Here is an 18764-nt window from a genome sequence, read left to right on the forward strand (position 1 = left end):
CTCAATCGAATAAGGTTTCATTTTTTTAGCTTATATACTAAATAAACTGTATCATATATACATGGAATCTGCTGTAAAATTTAAAAGAGAGCTATGCTGGTAAGGTTAAGGTAAAAGTTGACCCCTTGCCAAACTCGCTAGCCACAGTAATTTCTCCCCCCAGCATCTGAGAGTATTTCTGCGCTATTGCCAAACCCAAGCCCGTACCTCCGTACTTGCGGGTAGTCGAAGCATCAGCTTGCGTAAAAGGTTGAAATAACTTTTGTAGCTGTTCAGGAGTCATCCCAATCCCAGTATCACTACAATTAAAAATTAACTGTTCAGAATCCCAACTATTCTCGTCATTTTTAATTCTTTCAACGCTGAGTATAATTGTTCCTTTATGAGTGAACTTAGCTGCATTGCTGAGCAAATTAAACAAAATTTGAGTAAGCTTAATTTGATCGGAATACAATTCGCCAATATTATTAGGACACTCCACATTCAGGCGATTTGTGTTTCGCAAAAATAGCGGTTCAACAGTTCTAGCTACATCTTGAACGACCTCCGACACGTCAAAAGTTTCTAATTCCACTTCCGCGTGACCGGCTTCAATCTTCGACAAGTCCAGAATATCATTAATTAAGGTTAGTAAAAGCTGGCCTGAATTGTGAATTCTCTCTAAATCAGACACAAAATTTTCTGCGCCCAAATCTAAAGCCTCTTCTTGCAGAATCTCGCTGTAACCGATAATCGCATTCAGAGGAGTTCGTAGTTCGTGGCTCATGTTAGCCAAAAACTGACTTTTAGCCAAACTAGCTGCTTCTGCTGCTTCCTTGGCCTTGTAGAGTTCGGCCTCCGCTTGCAAGCGGTCGGTCACGTCGTGAGCAAGCACTAATTCAGCATTTCTGCTATCAAATAGCATGGCATAAGAAGTAATTTCTACATCAATAATTGTTCCGTCTTTTTTCAGGTGCTGCCACACACCTGCAAACTCAATACCAGCATCTACTGGGGATATATTTTCTAGCAATTTCGGCAGCTCTTGGGAGGGACGAATGTCCGCAACGGTCATGTTGAGAAATTCGTCGCGAGTGTAGCCGTAGTGTTCGATAGCAGCTTGATTGACGGCTATAAATTCCTGAGTTTCTAAATCGTAAACCCACATCGGATGGGGGTTATTTTTAAACAAAAGTCTGTAGCGTTCTTCCGAGGCTCGCAGTTCGGCTTCTGCTTGCTTGCGCTCGGTAATGTCGCGGACAACAGTGCAAATAATCTCGCGGCCTCCGTAGGAAATCACGCTCCCGCTCACTTCTACATCCACGCAGGAACCGTCTCGGCGGCGGTAGAGAACTTCGCCAATCCTGAATTGTTTGTCCGTCAGCAGCAACTCGATATTGTTGTCAATTAGGTCTTTAGAGTAAGCGATGATATCGTAAATAGTCAGTTGCGAAATCGCATCAAGACTGTAATCGAGCAAGTCTGTAAACGCTGTATTGGCTTCCAAAAGACGTTTGGTTTGAGCGTCCCACAGGAAAATGCAATCTGTAGCTTGCTCCACGACAGCTCGGTAGCGGGCTTTTTCCTCAAGTTGTTCGCTTTCGGCTTGGGCGATCGCACTCAACATTCCGTTGATAGTATGGGCAAGGTCGGACAACTCATCTTCACCCGTCACAGGTAGTCGCACCGAGAGGTCTTGGCTGCTGCTGACGTGGTTGACTGCTTTCGCCAAACCGCTCAACCGAGACAGCACCAGACCCTCTAGCAGCAGCAGAGTGCAGCCGACCAACCCAACTCCCGCTAGCGCTACAGACCCCAGCAGGTACAGTAAACTAATTTGACCTTGCCGATATATTTCTCTGGGGATATCCACCCGCAATAGCAGCGCAGGTTGGTTGTAAATATCCCGGATCAAAGTGTAACCCGCGATCGACTCTTCGCTTAAAGGACGCACAAAAATCGGTTTTTTTTCCGACAGTTTCTCCCGTGCTTTCTCGAAGTCTGCAGGCAACTGAGCCTCATTAACGCTGTGTACAATGAGTGGCAAGCGAGTAATTTTAGAAACCTTCGCAATGCTCGCAGCATCCAAATTGCGCCCGAATACCAGCGTACCTCGGATCGGGCCGGTGCTTTTAGTCGTGAGAATTGGGCGGGAAGTAATCAGTATTGGCCCTGACGGTAGTAGCAGGATACCAGCGAGGCTGCTTTTGGCGTTGGGGTGCTGCAACAGCGGGTCGCTCAGAGAAATGCGGCGTTTTAATGCTTCTGGAACAGGCGTTAGTTTCAGCTTTTGGCTGTCGAAACCCGTACTGTAAACTATTTTGCCAGAAGTATTGACAAAAATGGCTATATTAACTCTTATATTAGCCAGCCCTTCTGGAATTAAATTGGAGGCAATGAATTTTGAGTTGCGGTTTTGGATGAAAGTGTAGGTGTCGTCCCAGGACGACCAGTCGGCAAAGCGCGAGTTGAAGTCATCTGCGGTTTGCCCGAACACGCTGAGCACTCCCTTGACAACCTGTGTGGCTTCTTGTTCCTCTGCTTTGATCAGGCTGCCCAAGAGGATGCTTGAGGAGGCGACATACAGAATGCCAGTCAATGCAGCGATGGTAATGCCAACGATCGATAGTGTTTTCCGACGCAGTTTCATCTTGCCATGTGTGTGGTGTCCGTCCGAAATCTCAACTCAGGAGCAATTTTACTACTGTTTCCTGAACCCTGACCGAAAGCAATTTGCTCCGGGGGCGTCCGATGTATCAGTCGGGTTGCTTTCTTCAATTCTAAAATCTAAAATCTAAAATCTAAAATCGATTGACTGGTGGCGCAGCGCGTGTTTCCTACTTTTCCCACACCTGCTGTTTGTGAGATTCTTTGCAAATTCCCAAGATGCGCCGATCGTTCTCGCTGATGGTAGAAATTGGGTAATACTGTTGCAGGTTTACCGAGTAGGGAGAGCGACTGCCGTCGTAACTATCCACTACTGTTAAATTTAACTGAGTTCGATCGCCCGTGCCGTAAAAACAGTAAAAAGCAGACCGAGGCAGGTAAAAAGCGCCGACTACCTTACTCTGCCGCATTTCAAATACAAAATATTCTTGTTTAATTTCCTCTGGCTGGCTCGACTGGCCGTAGAGGTAAATGCCATCTGCTAAACCTGTGCTAGCTGTATCTGCCCCAGGATTTGGCGGAGATTGCGAGCTTAAAACGCCGGATTTGATGTCCGAGTTGTGTGCCCGGCGTGCGGGGAATGCGATGCTGAAGTTACCGGGCGAGAGAGCCAGCACGATCGCGATCGCTTCTAAACTTCCTGTCAATATGAAATAAGTCAAAACCACTCCAGACCCCAAAATTTAAAATAGCTGGTTCCAAGCGCCTCTTGTACCAGTTTCACAAAGATTGTAGAGAAACCGGGTATTTGGCTTAATGTTGACTATAAACTTAAAGGAACGATCGCCCGCCCGGTTCCTGAAGTTAAATCTAAGATTAGTTTTGATAAATTTTGCGTCCGCCCCGATCGGGCGATCGACCCCTCAAATAATACCATTTTTGATTTTAAATTTTAGATTAAAGAATTGAATAATTTGGCGTGACCTATTCCATAAGGGTTTGGAGAACAGGCCTACCGTTGCATTCTTTTTTTTAACTGCTATAAAAGTATCCTTCCCAGCAGCGCCAACACGAAAAAAAAGTTGAGATTTTGGGAAATCTCAACTTTTTTAGTGACTAACTAGCCAAGTATTCTCGGACTTGAGATTGGCGGCGCCGCAGGTGGGCAAGGGCTTGATGTTCTAGCTGCCGCACCCGTTCCCGGCTGAGATTTAACCGTTCTCCGACTTTCGCCAGAGACATTTCTGTGCCGTCTTCCAAACCGAAGCGCAAAATTATTACATCTCGCTGCTGGGGGGTAAGTTCTGATATCAAAGTATTGAGGTCTTGCCGCAGTAATTCCGAGGTAATGTAGTTGTCTGGAGATGCCGTTTCGTCTTCTAAGAGTTCTTGCAGTTCGGTATCTTGGTTGTCTCCTACGCGCAAGTCCAAAGAAACTGGATGTCTTGCCATCAGCAGGTATTCCCGAATTTGGGAAGGGTGCAGTTCCAAAGCGGCAGCAATTTCGGCAGGGGAGGGAGACCGGCCCAACTGCTGGGTAAGTTCCCGCTGCACTTTTTTGATTTTGTTGAGTTTTTCGGTGATGTGAATTGGCAATCGAATCGTGCGGGCGTGTTGGGCGATCGCGCGGGTAATTGCTTGGCGAATCCACCAGTAGGCATAGGTAGAAAATTTGTATCCCCGCATCGGGTCAAATTTTTCGACTCCTCGTTCTAAACCGAGGGTGCCTTCTTGAATTAAATCCAAGAATTCCATATTGCGTTTCTGGTATTTTTTGGCGATCGCCACTACTAGCCGCAAATTGGCTTCAATCATCTTTTGCTTGGCCCGCCGCCCTATTTGTAAGATGCGGCTAAGTTCAGGTTCGGTCAACTCCATTTCGGCAGCCCACTCTTGATTCGTCAGATCCCGCTGCCATTCTTTAGCAAGTGCTTGTTTTGCTTCGATTAATTTCATCATTTGCTGCACCTGCTTCCCGAAAACAATTTCTTCTTCTCGGGTTAGCAGGGGTACGCGACCGATCTCGTGCAGATAGGTACGAACCGTATCCGTTGAGGAGTATGGCCGGCTGCCCATGCGATCGGCTTTCACTGTTTTGTTTTTGGGGGTTGTGGTGGACATGGGTGAGTATTGCACTCCTTGTAACAACAGATAAAAAGTTGGTGATACCCTGTCCCACTTTTACAAGTGGGATAAAGACTGCGACAAGGGGGATATTTCCCCTCTTGTTTATCGGTGACGATCGGTAGAAGCTTTTTGTTTGGGATTACTTTTGTGCTGGATTTTCCAGTAATCCCCCTCGATTTTCGGTAGCTCGCTAGCTTTAACGGCTAGTTCAAGGCGAAGTGAAGCAAGAGTTTAGTTTTCTCAATATTATTCCCAATTTTGAGGATCGTAAAGAGTAAAAACCTCTGTCTTAAGGTCAAGATTCTACATTTTTCCTTAAGGTTTTGAATTCCCTGTTAGTTTTAACTGCCACTCAACTTCACAATACTCATGCAAACAGACTCATGCAATTCGAGGGCTTTGTTTTGCTCTCTGTTCCATCATCGCTTGAAATTTTCTCGCTGCCTAGATGGTGGGATGCGAGATAACCGAACTCGATCGCCCTATTAGATGTGAGTAACTGTTTAAAATATTTATTGACATTTTCCTTTAAATATGCTAAGCAAATTCTGCTACGAGTAACGACAAGGTGTATAAAGGCTGGCTGTTGCCCTGTTTGACTTTCATTGTGCTGCGAGGCTCCATGATCTCCATCATGTTTAACCTTATGCAAATTTTGGGCAGTTAGGGATGAGGGGTGAGGGGGTGAAAGGGGAAGAGCTTCTGACTCAAAGCTGGGGCCTAATTTTTTGGACGTTCGATCGCACTTTTTCGTTTATAACTGAGGCAAAAATCTGATATTTCTGTCATTGCCAGCGATCGCCAATTTTTTGCAAGGATTAATTTACAGTAACATTTGCCTAAGTTCTGTAATGAATCTAGCAGTTGTCCATCTAAAATCCCAAATCCATTTTAGCAGCTTCTGCCTCGGCAAATACTTGTTCATCGGGCATTTCTTGCCAGTCAATATCCCCAATTTCTCTGTAGAATTGCTCGTCATAGGGGCGAGTTTGCACGACTACGGGCATCGGTACAGCGTGCCCCAAAACTAATGCTTGCTGTTTGGAGTCGAGTTTTGCCAAAACCGATCGCAAACTCTGCCCTCCCGAAACGCCGGTAAAAATAGCATCGATGTCTTTATCATCGTTTAGCAAGGCTGTGATGCGTGTTCCGACTTGCGACATGACTTCGGCGTCGATGCCAGAAGGACGCTGGTCTACAATCAGCAGGGTGACAAAGTATTTTCGCATTTCTCTGGCGATCGTACCGAAAATAGTCGATCGCACGATCGCCGGATCGAGAAAGCGGTGAGCTTCCTCTATGGTAATCACCAATGGCTGCGGGCGATCGCACGGATTTTTGCTCTGCAAAAACTTCTCAGCTTTCCGCACGTAAGCTTGGTGAATGCGGCGAGTAATCACATTTGCCGCCAACATATAGGACAGCAAATCCGAGTGGGAACCGAACTCAATTACTACATTTTTTCCACCATCTAAACACTGCAAAACTTCAGTTACATAATTTTTTGGACAGCGTTTCCGAATGTATTTCAAATCGTTTAATCGCTCTAACTTTCGCTGCAAAGCCATAATTGAAGACTTATTTCCCCGTTTTTCTTCGCAAAACATTTGGATATCTTCGTTGGTCATTTCCAGCAACTTGTTGATCCAACCACTGCCCAACTCATTTCGCAAAATAATTGCATTTTCGATACTAGCTTCCGACAAATTTAACTCGCGCTGCACCAGCGCGATATCTTCCACTTCAATTTGATCGAAACTTAAAAACAACTCTTGAGCGTCGCGGACTCCCCGGCGTTTGGTCGATTCTGGATCGAGGGTATAAATCTGCATTTTATCGGGAAACAACTGCCGCAAACCTTTAACGGTGCTGAACTGTTTCCCTTCCGAAACAGCTTCCCACCCGTACTCCGAGTGCATATCAAAAATTAGGTTGACAGCAGCTTGCTTGCGAATAATTCCCGATAGAAGCAAGCGCGTCAGGAAAGATTTTCCCGTTCCCGACTTGCCAAAAACTCCGTTGCTGCGTTCCACAAATCGGTCTAAATCCAAGCACACAGCAACGTCCATGTCAATCGGTTTGCCGATCGCAAAATTGCGGCGATACGGGTCATCTTCCCAGCCAAAAACTGCCCGAAAATCCGTTTCTTTGGCATCAAACACCTGGGAAAAGTGGCTGGGAATAGTTTTGACCGGCAGCAACTCAATATCCGCGCCCGTTTGTGACTCAAAAGAAGCCAAATTTCCTAACGCCAACTTATTCTCGCGAACTCCGCCGTTTTTCGTCGGGTCGAAAATTGCCTGCTGTTTTTCTTTCTCAGCAGTCAACATCAACATCGGCGACAGTTCGATCGTACCGTAGGTGCTGCTACCGGCTAGCACTGCGAGCAGAAAATCGTCGTCGGGATTGGGAGGATTCGATAAAATGCGAGCGCTAGAAGTTCCGAGAGACACGTCGGTGAGCATACAGAAAAAGTGCGATCGCACCCCCCGCACTACTAGAAATTTCCCCACCCTCATATCTTCCACCGAAACATCGGCGTGCAGTCGCACTTCTAATCCCTTGCTCAGGGAACCTTGAATAACAGAGCCTAACGGTCGATCCATTTTAGATTTTAGATTTTAGATTTTCGATTGTTAATAATCGAGCAATTTTCGCGGGGCGAGTTTTGATTGTAGATTTTTGATTGTTAACAGTCAACTAATTACCATTCCGATTCTAGCGGCAATTCAAAAAAACTTGGACTCAGATCTAGATCTGTCAAATCCGTTTCGCTCAAATAAGCGTCAGTCAAAAATACCCCTTTTAAACTTGCGCCTTTGAGGTTAGTACCTTTCAGGTTAGCACCTCTGAGATTAACTCGGAATAAATGAGCATCGCTCAAGTCGGCCTCAGTTAAATCTGCTCCCTCCAAATTTACTCTCATCAAATCTGCTTTTCGGAGATCAGCTTCGTTTAACTTAGCGCCACTGAGGTCAGCTTTTGTCAAGTCTACACCTCTCAAGTCAGACCCGCTCAAGTTAGCGAACAGCAAAGTAGCTCCGGTGAAATCTGTCTCCCTCAAATCGGCATCCCTTAAATTAGCGCCGCTGAGGTCAGCCCTTGTTAAGTCTACACCCCGGAGGTCAGCAGAACTCAAGTTTACTTGGTGTAAAATTGCGCCGCTTAAATCGGCTCCTCTTAAATCAGTTCCCTCCAAGTTTGCACCTTTGAGGTAAGCTTTTTTTAAGCTAGCTCTGCTGAGGTCTACATTTTTGAGATTGACCGAAGTTAAGTTAGAAGCGCTCAAATTAGCTCCGCTTAAATCTGACCCGTTTAAGTCGGCTCCGGTTAAATTTACCCCTTGCAGCGATACATTGGGAGCAATTAAATAAGCTCCGCCCAGAGCGGGGTCAATGCCTTCGGAAAACAAAGTCTTGTTGCTGTAAACAGCTTTTTCTAAAATCGTGGCGTTCAAACTGGCTTCCCTCAAGTCCGCTCCGCTGAGGTTGGCTCCTGCTAAGTTTGCCCGATCGAGTTTTGCGCCAAATAAAATAGCTTGGTATAAGTTTGTCCGCCGCAAATCGGCTCCTTTTAAATCCGCTTCGGTCAAATCTACCATAGCCAGATTTAAGCCAGGGAGAGAAGCATTGGGAGCTAGCAAAAATGCTCCCATTGCACCCGGATCAATATCTTCGGGAAAGATAGTCCGGTTGTTGTATACGGCCTTGTCTAAAATGGCGCCGCTCAACTGAGAACCGCGTAAATCCGCCCCGCTAAGGTTGGCTCTGGTTAAGTTGGCTTCGTGGAGATTTGCTCCTACTAAATTAGCCTTGATCAAACTTGCTTGTTTGAGGTTGGCGCCCGTGAATTCGGCTCCTACGAGATTAGCTTCTCGGAGGACAGCACCAGTCAAATTAGCTCTAGTGAGGTTAGCTAAATTAAGAAATGATTCAGCTAAATCCGCCCCGCTGAGATTGGCGCCGGTGAGGTCGGCTTCAATCAGGTCTGCATACCTGAGCATAGCGCCGCTGAGGTTAGTTTCTCGGAGATCCGTGCCTCGGAGGTTGGCTCCCCGGAGTTCCGCACCGCCAAGGTTGGTGCCTTTAAGTGCTTGTCCCCTGAGATCGAGTCGGTGCAGAAAGTCACCAACGTTCATTTCCATGTCAAATTTACCCTCTCTATTCGGATACTTTTTTCCTAACCTTTGAAATCAAGTTAGATATTCTGAAAGTATCTTTGCTGAGTTCTGGTCAAAACCATTGTAATCATCAATAGCCACAACTGGCGCATCTGGCGGATAGTGTTCTGGAATATCGTCAATGGCTACCCAAGGTGAGTTTTCTGCTTGATTTTGTCGAAGATACTCAAGAACTTCCTGGTGTCGTAAATATTTGTGTTGATGAATATTTTTGGGGCTTAGAAAAGGGGTGAATCCGATAATACGGATAGCGATATCTGGTGAAAATAATGGCGGTATTACCTCGAAGGGGAATATTTCACGCCAGGAAGATGAAATTACTACTCGCGCATTAGGAGAGGAACGAAGGACATTTTCAAAGTGATTAAGGCAACCTGAATTAAATTTCATTATATCGGTTGGCAAGCGCGATGTTTCATGTCTTCTGTCAGGAATAAGTACACCATCAATGTCTAAAAAAATTAACATTAACTAAAAAGCCTCTTGAATGATTTAATGACTATTAATACTGCTTAATAATATCAATGTGCATTGACGATGCTCTCTCAATTGTTCGCTACATCGGCTTGTTATATCATGTCCGATCAATTGACCACAATATGTCGGTCCGGCGGGTTTTTGAGATTGTCCATTATTGGCAGATATTGGCAGGTTTACCCGCCCCTACCTGATTTCGGGTAATCGACCCGACATAATATTAGACTGCAATCAACATTGTTATTCACTGTTTTTATGGGTGGCTGCTTTCTGACGAAAGGAAGATGCCGGTATCAACAAGTATTATTCTGAAATTCACAGTTTTTCTTGGCTTCTGCCTTCCCCCCTGCTGGGGTAGGGGGGAAGGGTTCTACCTTCTGCCTTCAGGCAAGAGGAGCAAAACTGTAGATTTTTTGAGGTTCGAGCCGATCGCAAATTCCGGTTAATTCCGACAACAGGAATGTCTGGCGATCGAGCTGGACTTGCAGGGTTTTGAGCGGATCTCCACCGGAGGAAACCATGAATTCTAATGTTTGCAAATTCGGCTCAATGCTGATTTCGCCGAGAATTTGACCGATCGCCCTGACGTAAGGATGGTTTAGATCCGAGTACCAGTCGGGGGCTGCGAGTCCGGCTTGATCGAAGCCCAGGTGAACGATGAGGGAGCCTTCTCCGAAAAGGGCTATTCCCACCGGTCGCGCTTCTTCTTGCAGCAGCAAGTGCTGGCTAGCCGCCAAATGCCGCAGTTTTTCGAGGTGTTCGTACCGATTTTGAATGGCAGAATCTTCCTCTTTTCCTTCTCCTTTTTCGTTCCACTGAATCGCCACTGTTACTAAATAAGTTTGCAGGAGCATATGACCGAGTTTTTCGGCTTTTGTTGCCAAATAGATCGAGTTGTAATCTGTGGCTTCAATTAGTAAGGGGACGCGATCGGCTACTTCAATCCCGTAACCTTTCAAACCCGCAATCTTGCGCGGGTTGTTGGTAATCAACCGAATTTTTTTTACTCCCAAATCGTTGAGCATTTGTGCTCCGACGCCGTAGTTCCGCAAGTCGGCGGGAAATCCCAACCGTTCGTTGGCTTCTACCGTATCCAATCCCAAATCTTGCAGCGAGTAAGCTTTTAGTTTATTTACCAATCCAATACCCCGACCTTCTTGGCGCAAGTAAACTATGACGCCAGAACCGACATTTTCGATCATTTTCAGTGCCGCTTGCAGTTGCATCCGGCAGTCGCAGCGCAGGGAACCCAAAGCATCGCCGGTCAGGCATTCGGAATGCACCCGCACCATCACGGGTTTATCTTTAAATTCTGCCGGGTCGCCCTTGACAATAGCAACGTGTTCTGAATTGTCTTGGGTGTCGCGGTAGGCGTAAATCATAAAATCGCCGAATTGAGTGGGCAATTTGGCGACGGTTTCGCGGCGGACAAATCGATCGTGCTTGAGTCGGTAGCTAATTAAGTCGGCAATACTGATTATTTTGAGGTTGTGGAGTTTAGCGTACTCGATTAATTCCGGCAACCTCGCCATCGAACCGTCGGGGTTTTGAATTTCGCAGATGACGCCACTGGGATACAGGCCAGCGAGTCTGGCGAGGTCAACCGAGGCCTCGGTGTGGCCGGCGCGTTTGAGGACGCCACCGTCGATCGCCCGCAGGGGGAAAATGTGACCGGGACGCCGCAAGTCTTGAGGTTTGGTGTCAGGGTGGATGGCTACTTGGATGGTGCGGGCTCTGTCTTCGGCGGAGATACCGGTACTGACGCCGTTGACTGCATCGATGCTGACGGTGAAGGCTGTTTGGTTGTTGTCAGTGTTTTTGCTGACCATGAGGGGCAGTTCCAGGCGATCGAGCCTTTCGCCGCTCAAGGCCAGACAAATCAAACCGCGCGCGTTCACGGCCATGAAATTGATGTTGTCGGGGGTGGCGAATTGGGCGGCACAAATCACGTCGCCTTCGTTTTCGCGATTTTCGTCATCGACTACTACCACGATGCGACCTGCTTTGAGGTCTGCGAGGGCGCTGTCGATCGAGTCAAATTGAAAGGATTGAGTTGAGGTGTTGTTATTGGGCACAGAGAAGTTCAAGCTATAAACAGTAATGTTATGGAAATAGAATGTATTTGTGATTGTAACCTTTTGTTTCCCACAGGGCGATCGGCCAATCCAGATGAGTTTGACAATATTTCTAAACTCACTTACTATAAATTTTACACTTTGTCAACAAAATATCTCCCCAATATTTCATGAGCTTGACTGATATCGCGAATATTTTAGGTAAACCGTACTTTCAAGCTCCTAATTGCTTAATTTATAACATGGATTGCTTGGAAGGATTGAAGCTGCTGCCCGATCAATTTGTAGATTTAACCGTTACCAGCCCGCCTTATAACATCGGCAAAGAGTACGAAAAATCCTTGGTGTTAGATGAGTATTTAAACTGGTGCGAGCAGTGGATAGCAGAGGTTTACCGGGTAACGATCGAGGAGCATTTTGGCTGAATTTAGGTTATTTGTCAATTCGCGATCGGGCAAAAGCAATTCCGATTTCCTATCTGCTTTGGGACAAAGTGCCTTTTTATCTAATTCAAGAAGTTGTCTGGAACTACGGCGCGGGAGTTGCGGGCAGCAAGTTCTTTTCACCCCGCAATGAAAAGTTTCTCTGGTATGTAAAAAATCAATACAAGTATACATTTAATTTGGATGAAGGGCTATTCTGGGTTTGTGGTGGAAACGGTAGTGTGAGCGTCTCGCTCGCGCAGGCTTTCGGGCCTGTACCACGGGAAGTTTTATTTTTATAATCACCTAAAACTCGGGAGAACCGTATAGGCTATTAAAAAATTATCCTATCATTCGTTTGTCTTATGAGTAATAACGCCCCGGTCAAAACAATTCTGATTCTGGCAGCTAATCCCAAAAATACGGTTCCCTTGCGATTGGATCACGAAATCCGGGAAATTGACGAAGGATTGCGAAGGGCAAACAAACGAGAACAGTATAAATTAGAACAAAAATGGGCAGTGCGTTCCCGTGACTTTTACCGGGCTATTTTAGATTATCAACCGCACACTGTTCACTTTTGCGGGCATGGTGCGGGAGAAGATGGAATTGTCCTAGAAGATGATACGGGAAAAATGGCGCTGGTGCAGACAAATGCCCTCGCTAGTATGTTTAAAATATTTTCCAAAAAAGGGGTAGAGTGCGTAATTCTCAATGCTTGTTATTCGGAAGTACAAGCTGATGCAATTAGCCAATACGTTAAGTATGTAGTTGGCATGAATAGAGCCGTGGGAGATAGAGCAGCACTTGCCTTTGCGGTGGCATTTTATGATGGGATTTTCGCAGGATGTGAAGTTGAAGAAGCCTATGAATTAGGTCGTTCGCAGATGAGGAGTTTCCTAGAGCATGAAACTCCTGTTTTTTTTAAGAGGAAAAAGTTAACTGATTCTGCCATTGATGAGATTTTAATTAATTTTGAAGAAGTTATCCCGCCTAACCCTTACCAAGGATTGTCTGCATTTAGTGAAGAAGATGCAAATTTCTTTTTTGGACAAGAAAAATTTGTAAATAATTTAGTAGAAGTCACTCAGACACAACCCTTAGTAGCTGTCGTTGGGCCAAGTGGAAGTGGTAAATCTTCTGTGGTGTATGCCGGCTTAATTCCCAAATTGCGAAAAGAAGGAAATTGGTTAATTGAATCATTTCGTCCCGGACAAGAACCGTTTTTGCCTTTGGCTTCTGCCTTAGTGCGGCAATTAGAACCAGAAGCTGGTGAAACTCAAAAATTCCGGGAAGCGGTAGGACTAGCCGGCGATTTACAAAATGGGAGAATCACTTTACAGCAAGTTGTATCTCGCATTTTAGAGCGTAACCCAGGTAAAAGGTTGTTGTTAGTTGCCGATCAATTTGAGGAACTGTACACCCTTTGTCGGGTGAAAGAAGAACAGGAACGTTTTGTGAATGAGTTGCTAACGGCGATTGCTCAACAAAATATTACATTAGTTTTGACTTTACGCGCTGACTTTTACGCTTATGTGCTTTCCTATCGTCCGTTTCGGGATGCTTTGCAGGAATTTACACCACAATTGCTTAGTTCCATGAAACGGGAGGAATTACAACAAGCCATTGAATTGCCTGCTCAAAAATTGGCAGTACAGTTAGAGGCTCAATTAACCCAACGCATTCTTGATGATGTGGGGGAAGAACCGGGAAATTTACCTTTATTAGAATTTGCCCTGACTCGTTTGTGGGAAAAGCAAATCAACCGAGAGTTAACTCACCAAGCTTACGAAGAAATTGGTGGGGTAAAAAAAGCAATTGCTAATCATGCCGAGCAAATTTATCAAAAACTAAGTGAAACCGAGAAAAAGCAGACACAGCGAATCTTTGTGCAATTAGTGCGTCCAGGGGAAGGAACGGAGGATACCAGACGCATTGCTACTCGTGCGGAAGTGGGGGAAGATAACTGGAATTTGGTTAGTTATTTAGCGGGATATCAAGCGCGTTTGGTGGTAACTGGCCGGCAAGAACCGCAAGATACGGTAGAAGTGGTGCATGAAGCACTGATTCGGGAATGGGGAACACTGCGTGAGTGGGTCAATGCCAACCGTGATTTTCGGACTTGGCAAGAACGGCTGAAAGTGGCCCTGCGGGAGTGGAAAAATAACAATCATGACTCTGGGGCGTTGTTGCGAGGTGTACCGTTAAATGTGGCAGCAGAGTGGTTGCGTAAACGCGCCGGTGAAATGACGCAGGAGGAACGAGATTTTATTCAGGTTAGCGTTCGGATGCAAAAACGTAGGCGGCAATTTACTACTTTTGGAGTGTCTGGTGCTTTTATCGTTGTTTCTAGTTTGGCTATTTTTGCTAATTGGCAGTGGTGGCAAGTACAAAGAGTTCAGTTAGGTCAAAGTGATGCTCTCAGTCAGTATTCAAACGAACTTTTTAATAAAAATCAAGAGTTCGAGGCACTTATAGCAAGTTTACGAGGAGCCATACCAATTAAACGCACAAAAGCTCAACCTTCAATGCAAGTTTTGACTGCTTTGCGACAAGCAGTTTATGGAGTGAACGAACACCGTTTAGAAGGCCATAGCGATTCGGTTTTTAGCGTCGCCTGGAGTCCAGATGGCAAGACTTTGGCTTCCGCCAACGATGACAAGACCATCAAACTGTGGAACTTGCAAAGCCAAAAACCGATTGCCACCCTTGCCGGCCATAGCAGTTTTGTCAATAGCGTCGCCTGGAGTCCAGATGGCAAGACTTTGGCTTCCGCCAGCGATGACAAGACCATTAAACTGTGGAACTTGCAAAGCCAAAAACCGATTGCCACCCTTGCCGGCCATAGCAATGGGGTCCCTAGCCATCGGGTCTTTAGCAATGGGGTCATTAGGTTCAGCAATGGGGTCCGTAGCGTCGCCTTTAGTCCAGATGGCAAGACTTTGGCTTCCGCCAGCAGCGATGACAACACCATCAAACTGTGGAACTTGCAAAGCCAAAAACCGATTGCCACCCTTGCCGGCCATAGCAATGGGGTCACTAGCGTCGCCTGGAGTCCAGATGGCAAGACTTTGGCTTCCGCCAGCGATGACAAGACCATCAAACTGTGGAACTTGCAAAGCCAAAAACCAATTGCTACCCTTGCCGGTCATAGCAGTTTGGTCAATAGCGTCGCCTGGAGTCCAGATGGCAAGACTTTGGCTTCCGCCAGCGGTGACAAGACCATCAAACTGTGGAACTTGCAAAGCCAAAAACCGATTGCTACCCTTGCCGGCCATAGCGAGTCGGTCAATAGCGTCGCATTTAGTTCAGATGGCAAGACTTTAGCTTCCGCAAGCATTGACAAGACCATCAAACTGTGGAACTTGCAAAGCCAAAAACCGATTGCCACCCTTGCCGGCCATAGCAATGGGGCCATTAGCCTCAGCAGTGAGGGCATTAGCTTCAGCAATGGGGCCTGTAGCGTCGCCTTTAGTCCAGATGGCAAGACTTTGGCTTCCGCCAGCGATGACAAGACCATCAAACTGTGGAACTTGCAAAGCCAAAAACCGATTGCCACCCTTGCCGGCCATAGCGATTCGGTTTTTAGCGTCGCCTGGAGTCCAGATGGCAAGACTTTGGCTTCCGCAAGCATTGACAAGACCATCAAACTGTGGAACTTGCAAAGCCAAAAACCGATTGCCACCCTTACCGGTCATAGCAGTTTGGTCCATAGCGTCGCCTGGAGTCCAGATGGCAAGACTTTGGCTTCCGCCAGCGATGACAAGACCATCAAACTGTGGAACTTGCAAAGCCAAAAACCGATTGCCACCCTTGCCGGCCATAGCAATGGGGTCCGTAGCGTCGCCTTTAGTTCAGATGGCAAGACTTTGGCTTCCGCCAGCCTTGACAAGACCATCAAACTGTGGAACTTGCAAAGCCAAAAACCGATTGCCACCCTTGCCGGCCATAACGATTTGGTCAATAGCGTCAGTAGTGGGCTCATTAGCCTCAGCTTTGGGCTCAGGAGCGTGGCCTGGAGTCCAGATGGCAAGACTTTGGTTTCCGCCAGCAGCGATGACGAGACCATCAAACTGTGGAACTTGCAAAGCCAAAAACCGATTGCCACCCTTGCCGGCCATAGCAATGGGGTCCGTAGCCTCAGCAGAATTGGGGTCAGTAGCGTCGCCTGGAGTCCAGATGGCAAGACTTTGGCTTCCGCCAGCGGTGACAAGACCATCAAACTGTGGAACTTGCAAAGCCAAAAACCGATTGCCACCCTTGCCGGCCATAACGATTTGGTCAATAGCGTCGCCTGGAGTCCAGATGGCAAGACTTTGGCTTCCACCAGCTATGACAAGACAATAATTTTATGGAATTTCGATTTTGATGATTTAGTCAAGCGTGGTTGTGACTGGGTACGTGGCTATTTAGAAAGCAGTCCCAATGTTAGCGATAGCGACAGGCACCTGTGTGATGGTATTCCCACAAATCAATAGGCTTTTGCCAGAAAGTTTGTTTAAAATAACAAGTTAATCTCAAAAACTGCATAAAAACTCCCACCTCAACCTCAGATAAAAATCAAACCTTTCTAAAACCCCTTACCCAGCATCAACCATGACAAATCAAACCCCCAACTTCTACGCCCTCCTCATCGGTATCAATTTCTATTTCCCCCATCGCTTACCAGAAGGTAACTACTACAAAAACTTGCGGGGATGTGTTCAAGATATTAACCATGTCGAAACCTATTTAAAAACCACTTTTAACCTCACCCCCGACCAAATCATTAAACTCACTGCCACTGCTTCCGAGAATCCAAATCAACCCCAAGAACCCCCGGAACTTTTACCCACGTATGAAAATATTGTTGCCAAATTCAAGGAACTAACAGCCAAAGCCCAACCGCAAGATCAAGTCTATATTCACTACTCTGGTCACGGCGGACGGGCGAAAACGATTTTTGAAAGCCTCAAAGGTTTTGGTGCATTAGATGAAGCCTTAGTTCCCACAGATATCGGTCAACCAAATTCCCGCTATTTGCGCGATATAGAATTTGCTAAATTGCTGGAAGAAATGGTGGAAAAAGAGTTGGTTGTCACCCTCGTACTCGATAGCTGTCATTCCGGTGGTGCAACGAGAGAAATGAGCGGAGATGACCGGATTCGCGGGGAAGGGTTTATTGACACCACTCCTCGACCTACGGATAGTTTAGTCGCATCGCTTCAGGAATTAGCCAAAAATTGGCAAACAGCAACAGAAAATAGCCGCAATATTACGGTTGTCAATGGTTTGTTACCCGAACCGAAAGGTTATACCTTAATCGCAGCTTGTCGGGATCATGAATTTGCTTATGAAAAGGTTTTTGAAGGAACGGAACGCAACGGTGCTTTGACTTATTTTTTATTAAAAGCTTTGCGGCAATACGGCACAGAAATTTCTGTAGAGGATCTGTTCAATAAAATTTCTATTCAAGTTAACAATGACTTTGGACGACAAACCCCAATGTTGATTGGCGAGACTGAGCGCACATTTTTTGGCGGTCAATCTGCCTCCTTCACTCCTGGCGCATCCCTTCTGCGTAGCGTACCCGTTACCCGCACTACCCGCACTGTGCCCGTGATGCAAGTAGATATTCCCAAAAACCAACTTCAATTGCAAATCGGTGAAGCTAGCGGTATTAAAGAAGGAGCAGAATTCGAGATTTTTAAATTCAGAACGAGGGATTTTAAGGATAGCGACAACCGTATTGCGAGGGTTAAAGTAGTAGAATTGGGAGCATCTGACTGTTGGGCAAAATTAACAGAGCAATTCGTTTTCAGAACCATCCATCATAAATTAGAAGAAGGAATGATTGAAATAGGTTCACCTGCTGTATATTTAACCCCAGGCTTGAAACAAATTCGCAAAGTTCGGGTTATTTTGCCTGACCCGTTACCGCAATTTCCGGGTGTAGATGTGGCATTCGTTCCGGCTAGGCTCGAAACAGAAAAAAATAAAGTTGACGGTCATCTCTGGATAGAATTATGCTCTGAAACAGAAAAAGATGAAAATGTAGATTATTTTGTTTCTCTAAATCCAGCAGGGGAATATCTAATTTTAGATGCTCAAAAACAACAGCTCAAAAATCTTCTTTTTCCGATCAAAGTTGATGAGCCTAAAGCAGAAGAAAAGCTAATTAATCGATTAATCCATGTGGCCAGATATGAGAGTATTTTGGCTTTGGATAATGAGGATGCTTTTGCAACCTTAAATGGTAAACTTAAGGTTGAATTGGGTAAATCAGAAAAACGAAAATTTATCCCTTTTAATACGGGAGATAATGTTCCTATATTGGAAGAAGAGGAACAGTTTTTCGTGCGAATTTACCATGAATATAATGGCACATTAAATATTGCGGTTTTGATACTTCAGCCAGATTTCAGTATTATCAAATTCTATCCTGAACGTATTACTTATGAACCTGTAAATCTCGGACAACATAAAGGAACTAGCATTAAACTTGGACTGCCAGAAAATTATCAAGAAGGAGTATATATCATTAAATTATTTGCAACGGTGGATGGAACAAATTTTAATTTTTTGGAATTACCAGCATTAGACCAATCTCGGAAAGGGGTTGAGCATCCAGAACCTAAGAATGCCTTAGAACAATTATTGGCGGCGGTTGTGGATGAAAATAACCCTCAACGAAAGATTACGGTTGTCACTGATGCGAGTGAGGAATGGACGACAGAAAAGGTGGAAGTGGTGGTGAAAAAGAGTGTGGTTTGATTTAGATAATTTTTTAAGAATGCTCCCAAAGCCTATATCCATCTGCGGTCATTTGTGTTTATCTGCGGTTGTAAGTCAAAAACTTGTTATTCGTGGAAAAGATTAGCCTCATCCTAATCTCAATCCTTTTTCAACATAAAAAGT

At 45.6% G+C, this 18764-nt stretch carries 9 protein-coding genes and 1 pseudogene; 3 read left to right on the top strand and 7 right to left on the bottom strand.

What is annotated here, in order from left to right; all coding sequences use genetic code 11:
- Positions 1-91: 91 nt before the first annotated feature.
- The 7 genes from QUA07_RS19900 to ribBA all read right to left on the bottom strand — a co-directional run bounded on the left by QUA07_RS19900 (position 92) and on the right by ribBA (position 11445).
- A complete protein-coding gene (locus tag QUA07_RS19900; RefSeq protein WP_333328254.1) occupies positions 92-2629 on the bottom strand; it encodes a CHASE4 domain-containing protein in 2538 nt (845 codons plus the stop codon).
- 187 nt (positions 2630-2816) lie between these two features.
- Positions 2817-3314 (bottom strand): hypothetical protein, encoded by a 498-nt coding sequence (locus QUA07_RS19905; RefSeq protein WP_333328256.1) that lies wholly within the window; start codon positions 3312-3314, stop codon positions 2817-2819.
- A gap of 388 nt (positions 3315-3702) precedes the next feature.
- On the bottom strand, positions 3703-4707 hold the full coding sequence (locus QUA07_RS19910) for an RNA polymerase sigma factor, RpoD/SigA family (protein ID WP_333216423.1): 1005 nt from the start codon (positions 4705-4707) through the stop codon (positions 3703-3705).
- Between the two features lie 878 nt (positions 4708-5585).
- A complete protein-coding gene (locus tag QUA07_RS19915; RefSeq protein ID WP_333328260.1) occupies positions 5586-7319 on the bottom strand; it encodes an ATP-binding protein in 1734 nt (577 codons plus the stop codon).
- A 98-nt stretch (positions 7320-7417) separates the two neighbouring features.
- Positions 7418-8857, bottom strand: coding sequence for a pentapeptide repeat-containing protein (locus QUA07_RS19920; RefSeq protein ID WP_333328263.1), 1440 nt, complete (start codon positions 8855-8857; stop codon positions 7418-7420).
- A 48-nt stretch (positions 8858-8905) separates the two neighbouring features.
- Positions 8906-9361, bottom strand: a complete 456-nt coding sequence (locus QUA07_RS19925) for an HAD domain-containing protein (protein ID WP_333328266.1) — start codon at positions 9359-9361, stop codon at positions 8906-8908.
- Between the two features lie 392 nt (positions 9362-9753).
- Positions 9754-11445: a bifunctional 3,4-dihydroxy-2-butanone-4-phosphate synthase/GTP cyclohydrolase II gene (ribBA, locus tag QUA07_RS19930; RefSeq protein ID WP_333328269.1), complete on the bottom strand. Its 1692-nt coding sequence runs from the start codon at positions 11443-11445 to the stop codon at positions 9754-9756.
- Between the two features lie 242 nt (positions 11446-11687).
- On the opposite strand from ribBA, the pseudogene QUA07_RS19935 reads away from it, so the two are divergent.
- The 3 genes and pseudogenes from QUA07_RS19935 to QUA07_RS19945 all read left to right on the top strand — a co-directional run bounded on the left by QUA07_RS19935 (position 11688) and on the right by QUA07_RS19945 (position 18620).
- A pseudogene (locus tag QUA07_RS19935) lies at positions 11688-12169 on the top strand (DNA-methyltransferase).
- 63 nt (positions 12170-12232) lie between these two features.
- Positions 12233-16345 carry an nSTAND1 domain-containing NTPase gene (locus QUA07_RS19940; protein ID WP_333328272.1) on the top strand — a complete coding sequence of 1371 codons (4113 nt, stop codon included), beginning with the start codon at positions 12233-12235 and terminating at the stop codon, positions 16343-16345.
- Between the two features lie 118 nt (positions 16346-16463).
- Entirely contained in the window at positions 16464-18620 is a 2157-nt protein-coding gene (locus tag QUA07_RS19945) for a caspase family protein (RefSeq protein WP_333328275.1), read from the top strand.
- Positions 18621-18764: the final 144 nt, after the last annotated feature.

This window comes from Microcoleus sp. T3_A4 (assembly GCF_036700465.1).
Taxonomy (GTDB): Bacteria; Cyanobacteriota; Cyanobacteriia; order Cyanobacteriales; family Microcoleaceae; genus Microcoleus.